This window comes from Providencia sp. 2.29, from assembly GCF_015832305.1.
GTDB lineage: Bacteria > Pseudomonadota > Gammaproteobacteria > Enterobacterales > Enterobacteriaceae > Providencia > Providencia stuartii.
In genome coordinates this window covers 2,151,540-2,166,864 of record NZ_CP065420.1, presented here as the reverse complement: position 1 = coordinate 2,166,864, position 15,325 = coordinate 2,151,540, and the positions used below count along the sequence as shown (strand labels likewise).

At 42.6% G+C, this 15,325-nt stretch carries 15 protein-coding genes; 8 read left to right on the top strand and 7 right to left on the bottom strand.

The annotated features are described in order from the left end of the window. Positions 1–190: 190 nt before the first annotated feature. Positions 191–1,240 (bottom strand): outer membrane protein assembly factor BamC, encoded by a 1,050-nt coding sequence (bamC, locus tag I3B46_RS09895; RefSeq protein WP_004920611.1) that lies wholly within the window; start codon positions 1,238–1,240, stop codon positions 191–193. Positions 1,241–1,256: 16 nt separating this feature from the next. Next, complete coding sequence (gene dapA / locus I3B46_RS09890; protein ID WP_004920614.1) at positions 1,257–2,165, bottom strand: 4-hydroxy-tetrahydrodipicolinate synthase; 909 nt, start codon at positions 2,163–2,165, stop codon at positions 1,257–1,259. Positions 2,166–2,439: 274 nt separating this feature from the next. Here dapA and I3B46_RS09885 point away from each other — a divergent pair, with 274 nt between their 5' ends. Together I3B46_RS09885 and bcp are read left to right on the top strand one after the other, a co-directional pair. Beyond that, positions 2,440–2,997 carry a glycine cleavage system transcriptional repressor gene (locus I3B46_RS09885; RefSeq protein WP_004920620.1) on the top strand — a complete coding sequence of 186 codons (558 nt, stop codon included), beginning with the start codon at positions 2,440–2,442 and terminating at the stop codon, positions 2,995–2,997. Positions 2,998–3,011: 14 nt separating this feature from the next. Then, positions 3,012–3,482, top strand: coding sequence for a thioredoxin-dependent thiol peroxidase (gene bcp / locus I3B46_RS09880; protein WP_004920623.1), 471 nt, complete (start codon positions 3,012–3,014; stop codon positions 3,480–3,482). A 191-nt stretch (positions 3,483–3,673) separates the two neighbouring features. On the opposite strand, the gene I3B46_RS09875 is transcribed toward bcp, so the two are convergent. Both I3B46_RS09875 and I3B46_RS09870 read right to left on the bottom strand, forming a co-directional pair. Further along, the gene (locus tag I3B46_RS09875) at positions 3,674–4,198 is read right to left on the bottom strand and encodes an O-acetyl-ADP-ribose deacetylase (protein WP_014656122.1); all 525 of its coding nucleotides are present in this window, start codon (positions 4,196–4,198) and stop codon (positions 3,674–3,676) included. A gap of 11 nt (positions 4,199–4,209) precedes the next feature. Beyond that, on the bottom strand, positions 4,210–5,283 hold the full coding sequence (locus I3B46_RS09870) for an AI-2E family transporter (protein WP_004920629.1): 1,074 nt from the start codon (positions 5,281–5,283) through the stop codon (positions 4,210–4,212). Positions 5,284–5,422: 139 nt separating this feature from the next. Here I3B46_RS09870 and I3B46_RS09865 point away from each other — a divergent pair, with 139 nt between their 5' ends. After that, the gene (locus tag I3B46_RS09865; protein ID WP_004920633.1) at positions 5,423–6,886 is read left to right on the top strand and encodes a beta-barrel assembly-enhancing protease; all 1,464 of its coding nucleotides are present in this window, start codon (positions 5,423–5,425) and stop codon (positions 6,884–6,886) included. 12 nt (positions 6,887–6,898) lie between these two features. Further along, positions 6,899–7,255: an arsenate reductase (glutaredoxin) gene (arsC, locus tag I3B46_RS09860; RefSeq protein WP_040133229.1), complete on the top strand. Its 357-nt coding sequence runs from the start codon at positions 6,899–6,901 to the stop codon at positions 7,253–7,255. Positions 7,256–7,286: 31 nt separating this feature from the next. On the opposite strand, the gene hda is transcribed toward arsC, so the two are convergent. The 3 genes from hda to upp all read right to left on the bottom strand — a co-directional run bounded on the left by hda (position 7,287) and on the right by upp (position 10,105). Next, positions 7,287–8,048 (bottom strand): DnaA inactivator Hda, encoded by a 762-nt coding sequence (gene hda / locus I3B46_RS09855; RefSeq protein WP_004920642.1) that lies wholly within the window; start codon positions 8,046–8,048, stop codon positions 7,287–7,289. A 62-nt stretch (positions 8,049–8,110) separates the two neighbouring features. Then, entirely contained in the window at positions 8,111–9,412 is a 1,302-nt protein-coding gene (gene uraA / locus I3B46_RS09850) for a uracil permease (protein WP_004920645.1), read from the bottom strand. A 66-nt stretch (positions 9,413–9,478) separates the two neighbouring features. Beyond that, the gene (gene upp, locus I3B46_RS09845; RefSeq protein WP_004920648.1) at positions 9,479–10,105 is read right to left on the bottom strand and encodes a uracil phosphoribosyltransferase; all 627 of its coding nucleotides are present in this window, start codon (positions 10,103–10,105) and stop codon (positions 9,479–9,481) included. A 439-nt stretch (positions 10,106–10,544) separates the two neighbouring features. Between upp and purM the strand changes: the two genes are divergently transcribed. The 4 genes from purM to ppk1 all read left to right on the top strand — a co-directional run bounded on the left by purM (position 10,545) and on the right by ppk1 (position 15,325). Next, entirely contained in the window at positions 10,545–11,585 is a 1,041-nt protein-coding gene (purM, locus tag I3B46_RS09840) for a phosphoribosylformylglycinamidine cyclo-ligase (protein ID WP_014656126.1), read from the top strand. Beyond that, a complete protein-coding gene (gene purN, locus I3B46_RS09835; protein WP_004920661.1) occupies positions 11,585–12,220 on the top strand; it encodes a phosphoribosylglycinamide formyltransferase in 636 nt (211 codons plus the stop codon). Before purM ends, purN begins: the two co-directional genes overlap by 1 nt. A gap of 264 nt (positions 12,221–12,484) precedes the next feature. Next, on the top strand, positions 12,485–13,072 hold the full coding sequence (gene speG, locus I3B46_RS09830; protein WP_004920666.1) for a spermidine N1-acetyltransferase: 588 nt from the start codon (positions 12,485–12,487) through the stop codon (positions 13,070–13,072). Positions 13,073–13,255: 183 nt separating this feature from the next. After that, the gene (gene ppk1 / locus I3B46_RS09825) at positions 13,256–15,325 is read left to right on the top strand and encodes a polyphosphate kinase 1 (RefSeq protein ID WP_104873531.1); all 2,070 of its coding nucleotides are present in this window, start codon (positions 13,256–13,258) and stop codon (positions 15,323–15,325) included.

The following is a 15,325-nucleotide window of genomic DNA, read 5'->3' as shown; positions in this document are numbered from 1 at the left end:
ATTATAATAATAAAATCCACGCACAGACGCAAACGATTACTTAAGCTTAAACACTGGTTTTTTGTCCATTTCGCTGACCATAAAAATGAAGCTATTAATCGATTGGCATAAAGAAAGGTTGTAGGTATGACTTAAATGCAAAAAAGCCGCAACCTCAAATAGAGGCTGCGGCTCCATAACAAAGTAATAATTACTTGTCGCCGACTTTACTGAAAGCCGCTTTCAGTGCAGACACCATCTCATCATTTTGTTTCTGAGTCAGTGGTGTACCCTTAGTATTAATAAACTGCAAGCTACTGCGGTTATTCAAATCACCGACTTGAATTTTATAATCCGCTTCTGGAATTGATGGGTCATCAATCCCTAAATTTTGCCATTCTGAACTGCTCAGGCCTTTATAAGTTACCATCACAGAGCCATTTGAACGACTGCGATCACCCACTTTCATACCGATGCTTTCCAGTTTACGTGGTAAACGCTCCCAAACAGCATCAAATGGTGCACGTACGATGACAACAGGCAAGCCCGTGGCATCACTGCCAGATTGAACATCAATAATGCCATATGCACTTTGGATACTATTTTTATTGGATGTATCACGTAAAGCATACAGACTATCGGTTAACTCATTTAGCAATAATTTGTTATAACGCTGAATTTCAGCCTGATCCGTCACCGCTTCTGTACCTTGACGTAGGCCTAAATTCGTTACCGTCAGCGCGATCATGCCCCCTTGAGGTTGCACAGTGACTTTATGACGGCTTTCTAATGGAACGTCTTCATCCGCACGTTCCCATTTTACCCAATCCGTTTCAATCGAGCGCGACCCATCGTCTTTTGTCGTGACTGGAATATTACGCTGTTCCAAAATCATAGTGACTTGTGACCATAGCGCACTATTCTCAGGTGTATTTTCAAGCAACAAGCGGCTTGCTTCCGCGCTATCTTCAGTACGTGAACCCGCTAATTGCGAAATAGACAGTACAGGAGGGCGAATATCGAGTGCTTTACCTACTGGGCCAGATGAGGCAACTTTAGGGACGTCATATTCGCCATTTTGCAATGGTAATGTCATTCCCTGAGGTATATTCAACACTTTCAATGGCGCGGCATCGAGATAATCTTCGTTACCGCTGACCTGACGTTTATAGCGCTGATCGCTGGAACAGGCTGCCAGTAACACAACGAGTGACAGGCCAGCAACCTTCATAACCTTCGATTTTTGCAATAATGTTGCCATTAAAATTCCCTAAATTTTACAGTAGCCCAGCGAATCTCAGGGCCTGCTCCACTTTTTGTTGGCCTGACTCTGTTAACGGTGTCATTGGTAACCGTAATGTAGCGTCAGCAATCAAGCCAAGACGGTGGCAGCCCCATTTCGCTGGAATTGGATTAGGCTCAACAAATAACTGATGATGCAGACCCATCAGACGTTTGTTTAATTCACGAGCCTCAGTATATTTGCCCGCAAGCGCTAAGTCACACATTTTTACCATTTGTGCGGCTGCAACGTTAGCTGTAACAGAAATAACGCCCTGACCACCCAACTGCATGAAGTCGAGTGCCGTTGCATCATCACCGGTGAGCAACACAAAATTATCATCAACCAGTTCTTTGATTTGGTGAACCCTTGCTAAGTTCCCTGTCGCCTCTTTAATTGAAACAATATTCGCCAATTTAGCCAAGCGACCTACCGTTTCAGGCAATAAGTCACAACCTGTACGTGATGGTACATTATAGAGAATTTGTGGCAAGCTCGTGTTTTCTGATATTGCTTTAAAATGCTGATACAACCCTTCTTGTGAAGGCCTATTATAATAAGGTGTGACTGTCAGACAAGCAACAACACCTGAATTTTCAAACTCTTTTGTCAGAGAGATAGCTTCTGCAGTGGCATTTGCGCCAGCTCCTGCAATGATGGGGATGCGTCCGTCTGCCAGTTCTAGAGTTGTATGCACCACTTCAACATGTTCTTTATGAGTTAAGGTGGCAGACTCACCCGTTGTCCCAACAGACACAATCGCAGAAGTGCCGCTCTCAACGTGGTAATCAACTAATCTTTTCAAACTTTGTTTATCCAAACGACCATTTGAATCCATTGGTGTAATTACCGCAACAATACTGCCAGTTAAAAATTGTTTATAGTTTGTGTTTGAGTGAGACATAGCTATACCCCCTAAATAGTTTAGTCTCCATGGTACTTTTTCATTTCAAAGAAGAAAACCACCCAACCACAGGTTTTTAATGAATTTTGTTAATACCGCTAGGATTAACTTAAATAGAAGTAATAATTCTCGATCATGACTCGCAAGAGTGAATCTGCCCTCTTGGCAGATTCTTATTTTTGTGGTTTCCTTACCATCATCACCAAGCAGATTTTGTGCTTGAAAACATTGAGCAAAAAAGCGAATCTGCAAATTAAAAAATAAGGAACAGACTTTGCCTAAGACTGAACAGCAATTTCTTGTAATTACTGCGCTGGGTACCGATCGTCCGGGCATTGTGAATACCATCACTCGATTGGTGAGTGAATGTGATTGCAACATCGAAGACAGCCGTTTAGCGATGTTTGGTAAAGAATTTACCTTTATTATGATGCTTTCGGGTAGTTGGAATGCGATTGCACAAATTGAGGCTATTTTGCCACTAAAAGGGGCTGAATTAGAGTTACTCATTGTGATGAAACGGACGCAGAGCGTACAGACGACAGATTACCCATCAACGGTAACCGTCAATGTCGTCGTCGATGATGCACCACGCATCGTAGAACAATTTACGAATTTATTTACAACCCAGCAATGTAATATCGCGGAGCTTGTGTCAAAAACACAGCCTGCAAGTAATGGTATGCCGGCGCAACTTGAAATACAAATCACGGCACATCATCCATTGGATGATAATGGCATAATTATAAAGAATAAATTTCAACAACTATGTACAATGCTCAACGCTAAAGGCAACATAAGCATTGTAAATAATCCCAAAATGCAGAGTTAACGGAGATATATGTAATGAACCCATTGAAAGCCGGTGATAAGGCGCCTCAATTCAGCCTTCCTGACCAAGATGGTGAAATCATCAATCTTTCAGATTATCAGGGTCAACGCGTATTAGTTTACTTCTACCCTAAAGCTATGACCCCAGGGTGTACCGTTCAGGCATGCGGCCTGCGCGACGAAATGGAGACACTAAGAGAAAAGGGTGTTGAAGTTTTAGGCATTAGCACAGATAAACCCGAAAAATTGTCTCGTTTCGCTGAAAAAGAGCTATTGAACTTCGCACTATTATCAGATGAAGATCATCAAGTATGTGAACAATTTGGTGTATGGGGTGAAAAACAATTCATGGGTAAAACTTATGACGGCATTCACCGCATTAGTTTTCTCATTGATGCAAATGGAACTATTGAACATGTATTCGATAATTTCAAAACAAGCAATCACCATGAAATTGTTCTCGAGTACATAAATACTCACGCTTAACATTTAATTTGATAGGGTTGTTTAGCTTTATGCAACCCTTCTCATCCCCCTTCCCTTTATATCTTTCATTACTGACTAACCTAAAAGCTAAAAGATTTTTAGTCATCTGATTGACTGAATCATTTGAGTTAAATGGCATACTGATGGTAATGAAAGGGAAGATAGAAAAGATAGCCAAATACAGGTTCAACTTAGACTTGTTGAAGCTGTTGTTGGTATAAACGGTAGTTTTCCTCATCGAAGCAAACAAAAATAACTTTCTTTGGCAAGCTATTGGCGGCGAGATAGTTAGCCACAGTTTCACAGGCAATCTGTGCCGCTAATGGCTTAGGAAAGCGATAAATGCCTGTACTGATATTGGGAAAAGCGATGGTTTCGATTTGATATTTGCTCGCCAACCTCAAACTAGATAAATACGCATTGGCTAAGATTTGCGCCTCTTCATGGGTTCCATCTTGCCAAACAGGCCCTACCGTATGGATAACATACTTAGCAGGTAACTTACCTGCGGTGGTGATCACCGCGTTTCCAGGCTTACAACTTCCCTGTTTTGCTCTAATTTGCCGGCATTCATCAAGGATTGCACTACCACCCGCGCGATGAATCGCGCCATCAACGCCACTACCACCGAGTAAAGCACGATTCGCGGTATTAACAATCGCATCGACGGCAGTTTTCGTGATATCACCTTGCTGTAGTTCAATTTGAGTTTGCATTTCCCTCTCCATCATTCCAATTTTTGCTGACTCTCGGACGTATCCTCTGGCCACACATTGATAACAGCCTTAATCAGCGTTGCCAATGGAATAGCAAAGAAAACGCCCCAAAAACCCCATAAGCCACCAAAAATCACGACCGATAAAATAATCACTAACGGATGAAGGTTAACCGCTTCAGAAAAGAGTAATGGAACAAATAAATTACTATCTAACCCTTGAATAACAAGATAAACAATAATTAATGACCAAAAATCACTGCCGATTCCCCACTGGAATAGCGCCACCAATACTACCGGGATCGTCACAGCCACCGCACCAATATAGGGGATCAAGACTGAAACCCCAACCAGCACTGACAACAATACTGAATAGCGCAAATCAAAGTAAGCAAATCCAGCGTAGGTACAGACCCCGACAATCACCATTTCGGTCACTTTGCCGCGTAAATAGTTGGTGATTTGCTGATTCATCTCGACCCAAACTTTCCCCACCAACAAGCGGTTTCTTGGCAATACCTTTTGAACGCTACTGATAATTTTTTGTTTATCTTTTAATAAGAAAAACATCATTAAAGGCACGAGTACGGTATAAATTGCCAAGGTAAATACGCCAATGAGCGAGGCCACCGACATTTTAACCACCGATTCCGCCACTCCAGATAAACGGCTGCGGAGATTATCTGCCATCATATCGATAATACCCGCATCAACCAACGCTGGGTAACGCTCTGGTAATGTTTGCGCGAACTCGTTAAAACGCGTTACCATTTTAGGTAAGTCACCAACGAGATTGATCCCTTGTTGCCACGCCGTTGGTGCAATAATTAAAATAACCATGGCACTAATTCCAGCAAACAAGGTCAAAATAATACTGACTGCAACAACACGCGAGCAACCGATACGCTCAAGTAAGTGTGTTGGCCATTCAAGGAGATAAGCCAATACTATCGCGACCAATAAAGGGGCTAAGATATTGCTGAAGAAAAAGATGATACAGAAGCCGACAATGAGCAACGTAAACAGTGCAACAGCCTGTGGATCAGCAAAACGTCGCCGATACCATTGTAATAACATTTCCAGCATTTATTAGCTCCTTGGAAATTAATGCTTTAAAGACAGTTCCTAAATTATCGAAAATTATACCAATTAACAGACATTTCGGTAGCTTTTGCTATCATGGATTGATCTCAAAATTAATCGTTGTACGGGATGCAATTGTTTCATGAATAAAAAACTGAAAAATCCACTTCTAGTTTTATTGATAGCCGCGTGCGTCAACGGCGCTGTGCTCCCTGCTTACAGTGCCGTTGAGGACACACTTCCTGATATCGGTACGACAGCGGGTGGTACACTGAGCATCAATCAAGAAATTATTATGGGTGATGCTATCACTCGCCAGATCCGTGCCAGTACACCATTGATTTACGACCCACTGCTTAATCAATACATCAATAAGCTGGGGATGCGGTTAGTGAAAAGTGCCGACTCCGTGAGAACGCCCTTTAAATTCTATTTGGTGAATAACCCCAATATTAACGCCTATGCCTATTTTGGGGGTAATGTGGTGCTGCACTCCGCACTATTTCGCTATAGCCAAAATGAGAGCCAATTAGCTTCTGTCATGGCACACGAAATTTCTCACGTAACGCAGCGTCACTTAGCACGCATGATGGAAGACCAAAAAAGCACCACTCCCCTTGCGATTGCCGGTACGATTGGGTCGTTATTATTAGTTATGGCAAACCCACAAGCAGGGTTCGCCGCTTTAACGGGAACCATGGCAGGCGTCCAACAAGGAATGATCAGTTTTACTCAAGCCAACGAGCAAGAAGCAGACCGTATTGGCTTACAGACCTTAAGGCGAGCAGGTTTTGATCCTCACTCTATGGCCGACTTTATGCAAGTGATGTCAGATCAAACCCGCTATATGTCAAAACCCCCTGAAATATTGCTGACTCACCCACTACCAGATAGCCGTTTGGCGGATGCGCGTAACCGCTCTAATCAGTATCCAAAGGTTACCATACCTTCATCAGAAGACTTTATGCTAGCCCGTGTTCGTATTTTATCCATGTATACGTCAGGACAACAGCATGCATTAGATCAAATTCTGGATAATTATAGTCGAGGCACTCCTCAAGAAAGGATAGCGGCTGACTATGGTCGTGCTTTGAAGTTATCGCAAGATAAGAAATATGCCGAAGCGACCAAGATCATGAGCAACCTACTGGAAAAACAACCCGATAATCCTTGGTTTATCGATGTTATGACAGATTTGGATATTGAGCAAAATCGTGCAGCCCAAGCGGTGACTCGTTTACAAAATGCATTAAAAAAATCACCAAGCAACCCCGTATTACAAATCAACCTTGCCAACGCTTTAATTAACAATAAGCAGTATCAAACTGCTATTTCATTACTGAACAAATATACCTTCAATTATCCCGAAGATCCTAATGGTTGGGATCTGTTAGCTGAAGCCTCGGCGAAATCAGGTAAGCGTAATGAAGAGCTAGCCGCTTATGCAGAAGGTATGGCGCTTCGAGGTAACTATGATAACGCGATTAATTATCTCAGCGAAGCGAGTCGAAAAAGTCGTCTGGGAAGTTATGAGCAACAACGCTATGATGCTCGCATAGATGAGCTAAGAAAATTACAATTAAGAGACAGTAAAGCTAAACCGTAAGGAATGATGACCATGACGGATACAATTACCATTTATCATAACCCTCGTTGCTCTAAAAGCCGTGAAACGCTTGCATTATTAGAATCTAAAGGGGTCACACCAACAATCGTTGAGTATTTAAAAAATCCCCCTAGCGTTGCTGAAATCAAACAGTTATTAAAGGCATTAGGCTTCTCTGATGCACGGCAATTAATGCGTAGCAAAGAGGATATCTACAAAGAATTGGGTCTTGGAAACGACGCTTTAACGCAAGAGCAATTAATTCAAGCCATGCATGACAACCCAAAATTAATTGAGCGCCCTATTGTTGTCAAAGGGAAAACGGCAAAATTAGGTCGCCCGCCAGAGCAGGTTCTTGATGTTCTCTAATGGCTCAAAAAAAGGCAGTGGATCACTGCCTTTATAATTGGAGGATATCTTTAACAAACGGGATAGTCAGTTTGCGTTGTGCAACGATCGAGGCATGATCCAGTTTGTTCAAAATATCAAACAATGTTCCCATTTTTCTATCTAACCGTTTTAATACAAAACGGCATACATCTTCGGGTAATTCAAACCCTCGCATTCTTGCCCGCAATTGTAGCGCACAAATTTTATCTTCATCGCTAAGTGGATGGAGTTTATAAATCTGCCCCCAATCCAACCGAGAGGCTAAATCAGGCAGTGAGAGATCGATTTGTCTTGGTGGTCTATCACCGGTGATCAGCAAACAAGTTCGACCAATTTCTAAAATGCGATTATACAAATTGAAAACGGCCATTTCCCATTCAGGATCGCCTGCGATACATTGAATATTATCAATACAAACCAGTGAAAGGTGTTCCATCCCATCAAGGACTTCAGGTACAAAATAGGCACGCTTATCAAGCGGAACATAGCCCACGGCCATATCTTGTTCTGATAATTCAGCGCATGCGGCATGCAGTAGGTGACTCTTACCGCCCCCTTCACGAGACCAATAATAAATATAACTACCATGCGATTGGTTAATGGCGAGTTTAATAGCAGATAGCAACGCCTCATTTTCGCCTGCATAAAAGCTGGCAAACGTTTCGTCATCGGGTAGATACAGTGGTAGTGAAAGTTGCGATGGTGTGTTCAGAAGCACCTCTGACTGTGCAAAACAATTAACACTTGCAAGTTTACCATAAATTTCAAGCATAAATGAACAAGAAGAAACTTAATTGCCGATGCTTTCATCACATCGGCAATGAGACAACTGTTTTATTTCGTGGAATGTTTCGTATCAACTTCTTCGATATCTGAGGTTACAAACTGCTTTTCAGGACGAACAAAAGTGATAAAACGGAATAATAGTGCCATGACAATACCCACTATGGTTGCCAATGCCATGCCTTTCAATTCGGCTTGACCAATATGAATAACCGCACCACTAACACCAATAATCAAGATCACAGAGGTCAAGATCAAGTTTTGGGGTTTATTGTAGTCAACTTTAGAGTCGATTAGCACACGAATACCTGAAGCCCCGATCACCCCATAAAGCAGCAAAGACACCCCTCCCATTACAGGTACTGGCACTAACTGAATCGCCGCCGCTAATTTCCCCACACAAGAAAGTAAAATTGCGATGATTGCTGCCCCACCAATGACCCAAGAGCTATACACCTTAGTGATCGCCATTACACCAATATTTTCACCGTAGGTGGTATTAGGTGTTGAACCAAAGAACCCTGACAACACCGTAGAGAAACCGTTTGCAAACATTGAACGATGTAAGCCAGGGTTTTTCAATAAGTCACGCTCAACAATATTTGCAGTTACCACCAAGTGGCCTACATGTTCAGCAATAACGACTAATGCGGCAGGTAGAATAGTCAAAATAGCGAACCATTCAAAACGTGGCGTATAAAACGTTGGAATTGCAAACCATGGTGCTTCAATAACAGGCGTAAAGTCCACAATGCCCATAAAGTAGGATAAGGCGTAGCCAACTAAGAAACCAATCAAAATAGGAATGATGGATAAGAACCCGCGGAACACGACAGCACACAAAATAGTCACTGACAGTGTTGTGATAGAAATAATTAACGTATTAGGATCTACCGCGACCCCTTCTTTTGGCAGTAACCCTGCCATACCGGCGGCCGTTTGAGCCAATTCGAGGCCAATAACCGCGACAATCGCTCCCATCGCAGCAGGAGGAAACATGACGTTAATCCAACCTCGACCCGCCACCTTAACAATCAAGGCCACAATGCAAAACAGTATTCCGCAAATAATAAAGCCACCCAATGCAAGTTCATAACCGAGTGGTAGCAAAATCATGACTGGTGAAATAAAAGCAAAACTCGACCCTAAATAGGCAGGAATTTTCCCTTTACAAATAAATAAATAAAGTAAGGTGCCAATCCCATTGAACAGCAAAATAGTTGCTGGGTTAACACCAAACAAGATCGGTACAATTACAGTCGCGCCAAACATGGCAAACAGATGTTGAAAACTAAGCGGTATGGTTTGTAATAATGGTGGCCTTTCTTCAACACTAATTGCACGACGTGTCATTTCTTTTCATCCCCTTAATGTATTTTTATAATCAAAAAAAAGCCGACTTCTAAAGTCGGCTAATTATTATTTAGTACCAAATATCTTATCGCCAGCATCACCTAGCCCAGGAACAATATACCCGTGTTCATTTAAATATTGATCAATAGACGCGGTATATAGCTCAACATCTGGATGGGCAGCTTCTAATGCTGCAATTCCTTCAGGAGCAGCAACAAGTACGAGTACTTTAATAGATTTACAACCTGCGCCTTTTAATAGATCGATAGTTGCAATCATTGAACCACCCGTTGCTAACATTGGGTCAACAACCAACGCCATACGCTCATCAATGTTTGAAACTAATTTCTGGAAGTAAGAGACAGGTTTAAAGGTTTCTTCATCACGATAAACACCCACCACACTGATACGTGCGCTTGGAATGCTTTCTAAAACCCCGTTCATCATACCAATACCGGCACGAAGGATAGGTACGACAGTGATTTTTTTCCCTTTTATTTGCTCTATTTCTACAGGACCACACCAACCTTCAATGGTGACTTTCTCAGTTTCTAGGTCAGCGGTTGCTTCATAAGTCAGTAGGCTACCAACCTCTGAGGCCAGTTCACGAAAGCGTTTAGTGCTTATATCATGATCTCGCATCAGGCCGAGTTTATGTTTAACGAGAGGGTGTTTTACCTCAACGATCTTCATGGGATTCTCCTACTATTTTAGTCGCCAGCGCACAAAAAAATCGCGGGATTATAACTCTTTTTACAGAAGATGCCACTAGGCAGCGTTTGATTGATGTCAAAACAATCAGAAATAACCTATTTTTATTATTACACTGTAAGTATATCCACCACTATTTTATCTGTTTGATTGAACATGGCAGCAATATCAATGCCATGATAAATACGCACACCAATCTCAATTTAAGATTATAGATGTATCCCATTATTTTACCCTAATGTGATAGACATAAATTCTTGCCATAAAAAGCAGGAACCAGATAACGGCAATGCCTTATTTCCCACCAGCCAAAATCCCCTCATTTTTTCATTCACAAAGCTATCGCAAACGTTTGCTTTGCCTGTTAGAATAGTATTTATTGAAGTTTATTTTCCGAAACGCAATTGCCTTGGGGGCCGTAGTGACTGATAAAACCTCTCTCAGCTATAAAGATGCCGGTGTTGACATTGATGCAGGTAACGCATTGGTTGATCGAATTAAAGGTGTAGTGAAAGAAACTCGCCGACCAGAAGTTATGGGAGGATTAGGCGGATTTGGCGCATTATGTTCCCTGCCACAAAAATACCGTGAGCCTGTTTTAGTTTCAGGTACAGATGGTGTAGGCACTAAACTACGCCTCGCGATGGACCTAAAACGTCATGACACTATCGGTATCGATTTAGTGGCGATGTGTGTTAATGACTTAATTGTCCAAGGTGCTGAGCCTCTATTTTTCCTTGATTACTACGCAACAGGTAAGCTAGATGTTGATACTGCCACCAGCGTGATCACAGGTATCGCAGAAGGTTGTAAACAATCAGGTTGTGCCCTCGTGGGGGGTGAAACCGCTGAAATGCCTGGCATGTACCATGGTGACGATTACGATGTTGCGGGTTTCTGCGTTGGTGTGGTCGAACGCGCTGAGATCATTGATGGTAGCAAAGTCAGTGCTGGTGATGCACTGATCGCCCTCGCCTCAAGCGGTCCTCACTCTAACGGCTACTCTTTGATCCGCAAAATTTTAGAAGTCAGTCAAACTAACCCAGAGGTCACGCAACTGGAAGGCCAATCACTGGCAGATCACCTGTTAGCGCCTACACGTATTTACGTCAAAAATGTATTAGCGCTGATTGAAAAATGCGATATTCACGCCATCGCGCACATTACTGGTGGTGGTTTCTGGGAAAATATTCCTCGTGTATTACCTGAAAACACCCAAGCACAAATCGATGAAAATAGCTGGCAGTGGCCGGCGGTATTCAATTGGCTACAAACGGCGGGCAGCGTGACCACTCACGAAATGTATCGCACATTTAACTGTGGTGTCGGTATTATCATCGCGCTGCCACAAGCTGAAGTCGATGCGGCACTCACTTTACTTAATGGTTTAGGTGAAACCGCATGGCAGATAGGTACCATTGCTGAATTGCCTGCTGGTGAAGAGCAGGTTGTTATCCGCTAATGAAAAAAATCGTCGTGCTTATCTCAGGCAGCGGCAGTAATTTACAGTCGCTGATGGATGCCACTTCGCATGATCTTCAAGCGCAAGTTGTGGCAGTGATCAGTAATCAACCTGAGGCTTACGGGCTTATTCGTGCGCAGAAGGCTGGGATCCCAGCCTTATCACTCAGCGCGAGCGCTTTTGCTAACCGCGAAGCATATGATGCTGCACTAATGGGGATGATTGACGAATATCAGCCTGATTTGGTTGTGTTAGCTGGATTTATGCGAATTTTGACCGCGGGCTTCGTTAAACACTATGCAGGAAGAATGCTCAATATCCACCCTTCTCTATTGCCTAAATATCCGGGCCTACACACCCATCGTAAAGCGATAGAAAACGGCGATAGCGAGCATGGAACATCAGTGCATTTTGTTACCGAGGAGTTGGATGGCGGCCCAGTGATCTTACAGGCTAAAGTTCCTATTTTCCCGGATGATACCGAAAAAGAGGTCATTGAGCGGGTAAAGGCGCAAGAGCACAATATTTACCCCCAAGTTGTACAATGGTTCGTCAGTGGTCGTTTGGCCATGGTCGGCAACCATGCTTACTTAGATGGTCAGTGTTTACCGCCCCAAGGCTATGTAAATGAATAACACTTGGTTATTTCCACATTGATTTATGTTGAGGGCAAAGAGAAATCTCTGCCCTTTTTGCTGTTCACGAAAAGTCGCAGTATAAATAAAGTGCATTAATCTTCACCAGTTAGAAAGAGTCACTGCTTTGTGTCATTATTTTATCGTAAATTAGTGGTATCCTTATCAACTGAGAGTGAAAATAAATTTGCTCTGTTATTTATCGTGATGATCTGCAAAATCGATAATTAACTATCTACTTTTTAAACAAAACTGAGGTGTTATATGACGACCGGGCAAGTTCATCCGTTTAGGTTGCGCCCACTTGAACGTGAAGATTTAGCGTTTATCCACCAACTTGATAATAATGCCAGTGTTATGCGCTACTGGTTTGAAGAGCCTTATGAGGCTTTCGTCGAGCTGAGTGACCTTTATGATAAACATATTCATGACCAATCAGAGCGGCGTTTTATTGTTGAAAATGACAGTGAAAAAGTCGGCTTAGTTGAATTGGTGGAAATCGATTATGTTCACCGTCGTTCTGAGTTTCAGATCATCATCGCACCAAGCCATCAAGGCCACGGTTATGCAACTCGCGCTGCGAAATTGGCTATGGATTACGCTTTTTCTGTGCTCAATCTATATAAGCTTTACCTCATTGTAGATAAAGAAAATATCAAAGCTATCCACATTTATAATAAACTGGGCTTCCACACAGAAGGCGAACTAATTGACGAGTTTTTTGTCAACGGACGTTATCATACCGCGATCCGTATGTGCATTTTCCAGCACCAATATTTTGCGAGTAAAGCACAGTCAACGCATCCTGAAAGTGTTGTCAGCCCGCATGCGACCATCAAACAGCAAGTTTAGTGCTCTATCCTCGCGACGTTATTTGAGGTGCAACTAAACACAAGATAAATGTGTCGCCAGAGAAATACAGAAATCTGTAACTCATGCGAATAAAAATAGCCATAATATGGCGAAAACTTAAGGTGTGCTGTCGCTAGGTTATACACCTTTAAGTTTATGTATTTAGTACAATATGGAGCAACAATGTCCCAAGAACGCCTATACCACGAAAAAGAGTTAAGCTGGCTTGCTTTTAACGAACGCGTTTTACAAGAAGCAGCAGATAAGCGAAATCCTCTTATCGAGCGTATGCGCTTTTTGGGCATTTATTCCAATAACCTAGATGAATTCTACAAAGTCCGTTTTGCAGACGTGAAACGGCGTATCTTAATCAATGAGGAGCGTGGCTCCGCCAGCGGTGCACGCCACCTACTTAAGCGCATTCAAAATAAAGTAGCCAAGCAAGATCAAGAGTTCGACATTCTCTATAACGACCTTTTGCTTGAAATGGCGCGCAACCAAATTTTCTTAATTAACGAGCGGCAAATATCGCCCCGCCAACAAATTTGGTTACGTCAATACTTTCGCCAACATTTGCGCCAACACATTACCCCTATTTTGATTAATCCAGATACCAACCTAGTCGAGTTTCTCAAAGATGACTATACCTATCTGGCTGTTGAAATTATTAACGGCGGTAATGTGCAATATGCTCTGTTAGAGATCCCCTCTGACAAGGTGCCTCGGTTTGTCAATCTGCCACCGGAAATGCCCAAACGGCGCAAATCAATGGTGCTTATCGACAACATTTTGCGCTATACCTTGGATGAAATCTTCAAGGGCTTCTTTGATTATGATGAATTAAACGCTTATTCCATGAAAATGACCCGCGATGCGGAATATGACATCGCCACCGAAATGGAATCAAGCTTACTGGAAATCATGTCATCGACATTAAAACAGCGCTTAACCGCAGAGCCTGTCCGTTTTGTTTATCAGCGCGATATGCCTGATGAAATGGTTGCCGTCTTACGTGAAAAACTGGGATTATCCAATGATGACTCAGTTATTGCGGGCGGGCGTTACCACAATTTTAAAGATTTTATTAACTTCCCCAACGAAGGCAATAAAACCCTTTTAAACAAACCATTGCCACGATTACGCCACCGCTGGTTTGATAACTTCCGTAACGGTTTTGATGCCATTCGCGAACGCGATGTGCTGCTCTACTACCCTTATTACACCTTTGAGCACACGCTCGAGTTGCTCAGGCAAGCCTCATTTGATCCCAGCGTATTATCTATCAAGATCAATATTTATCGTGTGGCAAAAGATTCACGCATTATTGATTCGATGATCCATGCGGCCCATAACGGCAAAAAAGTCACTGTTGTGGTTGAATTACAGGCTCGATTCGATGAAGAAGCGAATATTCATTGGGCGAAACGGCTGACAGAGGCTGGGGTCCACGTCATTTTCTCGGCCCCGGGTCTGAAAATCCATGCGAAACTCTTTATTATTTCGCGAATGGAAGATGGCGAAATTATTCGTTATGCCCATATCGGTACAGGTAACTTTAATGAAAAAACCGCGCGCCTCTATACTGATTACTCGTTGTTAACAGCAAATGAACAGATCACCAATGAGGTTCGTCGGGTATTTAGCTTTATTGAAAACCCATATCGTCCTGTCACCTTTGATAATTTAATGGTTTCACCACAAAATACACGGATCCGCCTCAATGCGCTAATTGACCAAGAAATTGCTAATGCGCGAGCGGGGCTTCCCAGTGGGATCACCTTAAAAATTAATAATCTGGTTGATAAAGAACTGACTGATAAACTGTATGATGCTTCCAATGCGGGTGTTAAAATTCGTCTACTAGTAAGAGGGATGTGTTCACTTGTTGCAGGGCAACCGGGCTACAGTGAAAACATTCAAGTCACCAGTATTGTTGACCGCTTTTTGGAGCATGACCGCGTTTATGTCTTTACTAATGCGGGTGATGAAAAAGTCTTTATCTCCTCGGCAGATTGGATGACTCGAAATATTGATTACCGTATTGAAGTGGCGGTGCGCTTAGTCGATGACCGGCTCAAACAACGGGTTTTAGATATCCTTGAGCTCCAATTTAACGATACCGTCAAGGCACGTTATGTTGACAAAGATCTCAGTAATCATTATGTTCCCCGCGGTAATAAGCGCAAAATTCAGGCGCAACTTGCTATATACGACTATTTGAAATCACTCGAAACGCCTGAGACAAGGTCCTAA

Coding starts and splice junctions, on each gene's coding strand:
- purN (WP_004920661.1), top strand. CDS start 11,585: ATGAAAAAAATCGTCGTGCTTATCTCAGGCAGCGGCAGTAATTTACAG.
- speG (WP_004920666.1), top strand. CDS start 12,485: ATGACGACCGGGCAAGTTCATCCGTTTAGGTTGCGCCCACTTGAACGT.
- I3B46_RS09875 (WP_014656122.1), bottom strand. CDS start 4,198: ATGCAAACTCAAATTGAACTACAGCAAGGTGATATCACGAAAACTGCC.
- uraA (WP_004920645.1), bottom strand. CDS start 9,412: ATGACACGTCGTGCAATTAGTGTTGAAGAAAGGCCACCATTATTACAA.
- I3B46_RS09865 (WP_004920633.1), top strand. CDS start 5,423: ATGAATAAAAAACTGAAAAATCCACTTCTAGTTTTATTGATAGCCGCG.
- upp (WP_004920648.1), bottom strand. CDS start 10,105: ATGAAGATCGTTGAGGTAAAACACCCTCTCGTTAAACATAAACTCGGC.
- arsC (WP_040133229.1), top strand. CDS start 6,899: ATGACGGATACAATTACCATTTATCATAACCCTCGTTGCTCTAAAAGC.
- dapA (WP_004920614.1), bottom strand. CDS start 2,165: ATGTCTCACTCAAACACAAACTATAAACAATTTTTAACTGGCAGTATT.
- bamC (WP_004920611.1), bottom strand. CDS start 1,240: ATGGCAACATTATTGCAAAAATCGAAGGTTATGAAGGTTGCTGGCCTG.
- ppk1 (WP_104873531.1), top strand. CDS start 13,256: ATGTCCCAAGAACGCCTATACCACGAAAAAGAGTTAAGCTGGCTTGCT.
- I3B46_RS09870 (WP_004920629.1), bottom strand. CDS start 5,283: ATGCTGGAAATGTTATTACAATGGTATCGGCGACGTTTTGCTGATCCA.
- bcp (WP_004920623.1), top strand. CDS start 3,012: ATGAACCCATTGAAAGCCGGTGATAAGGCGCCTCAATTCAGCCTTCCT.
- hda (WP_004920642.1), bottom strand. CDS start 8,048: ATGCTTGAAATTTATGGTAAACTTGCAAGTGTTAATTGTTTTGCACAG.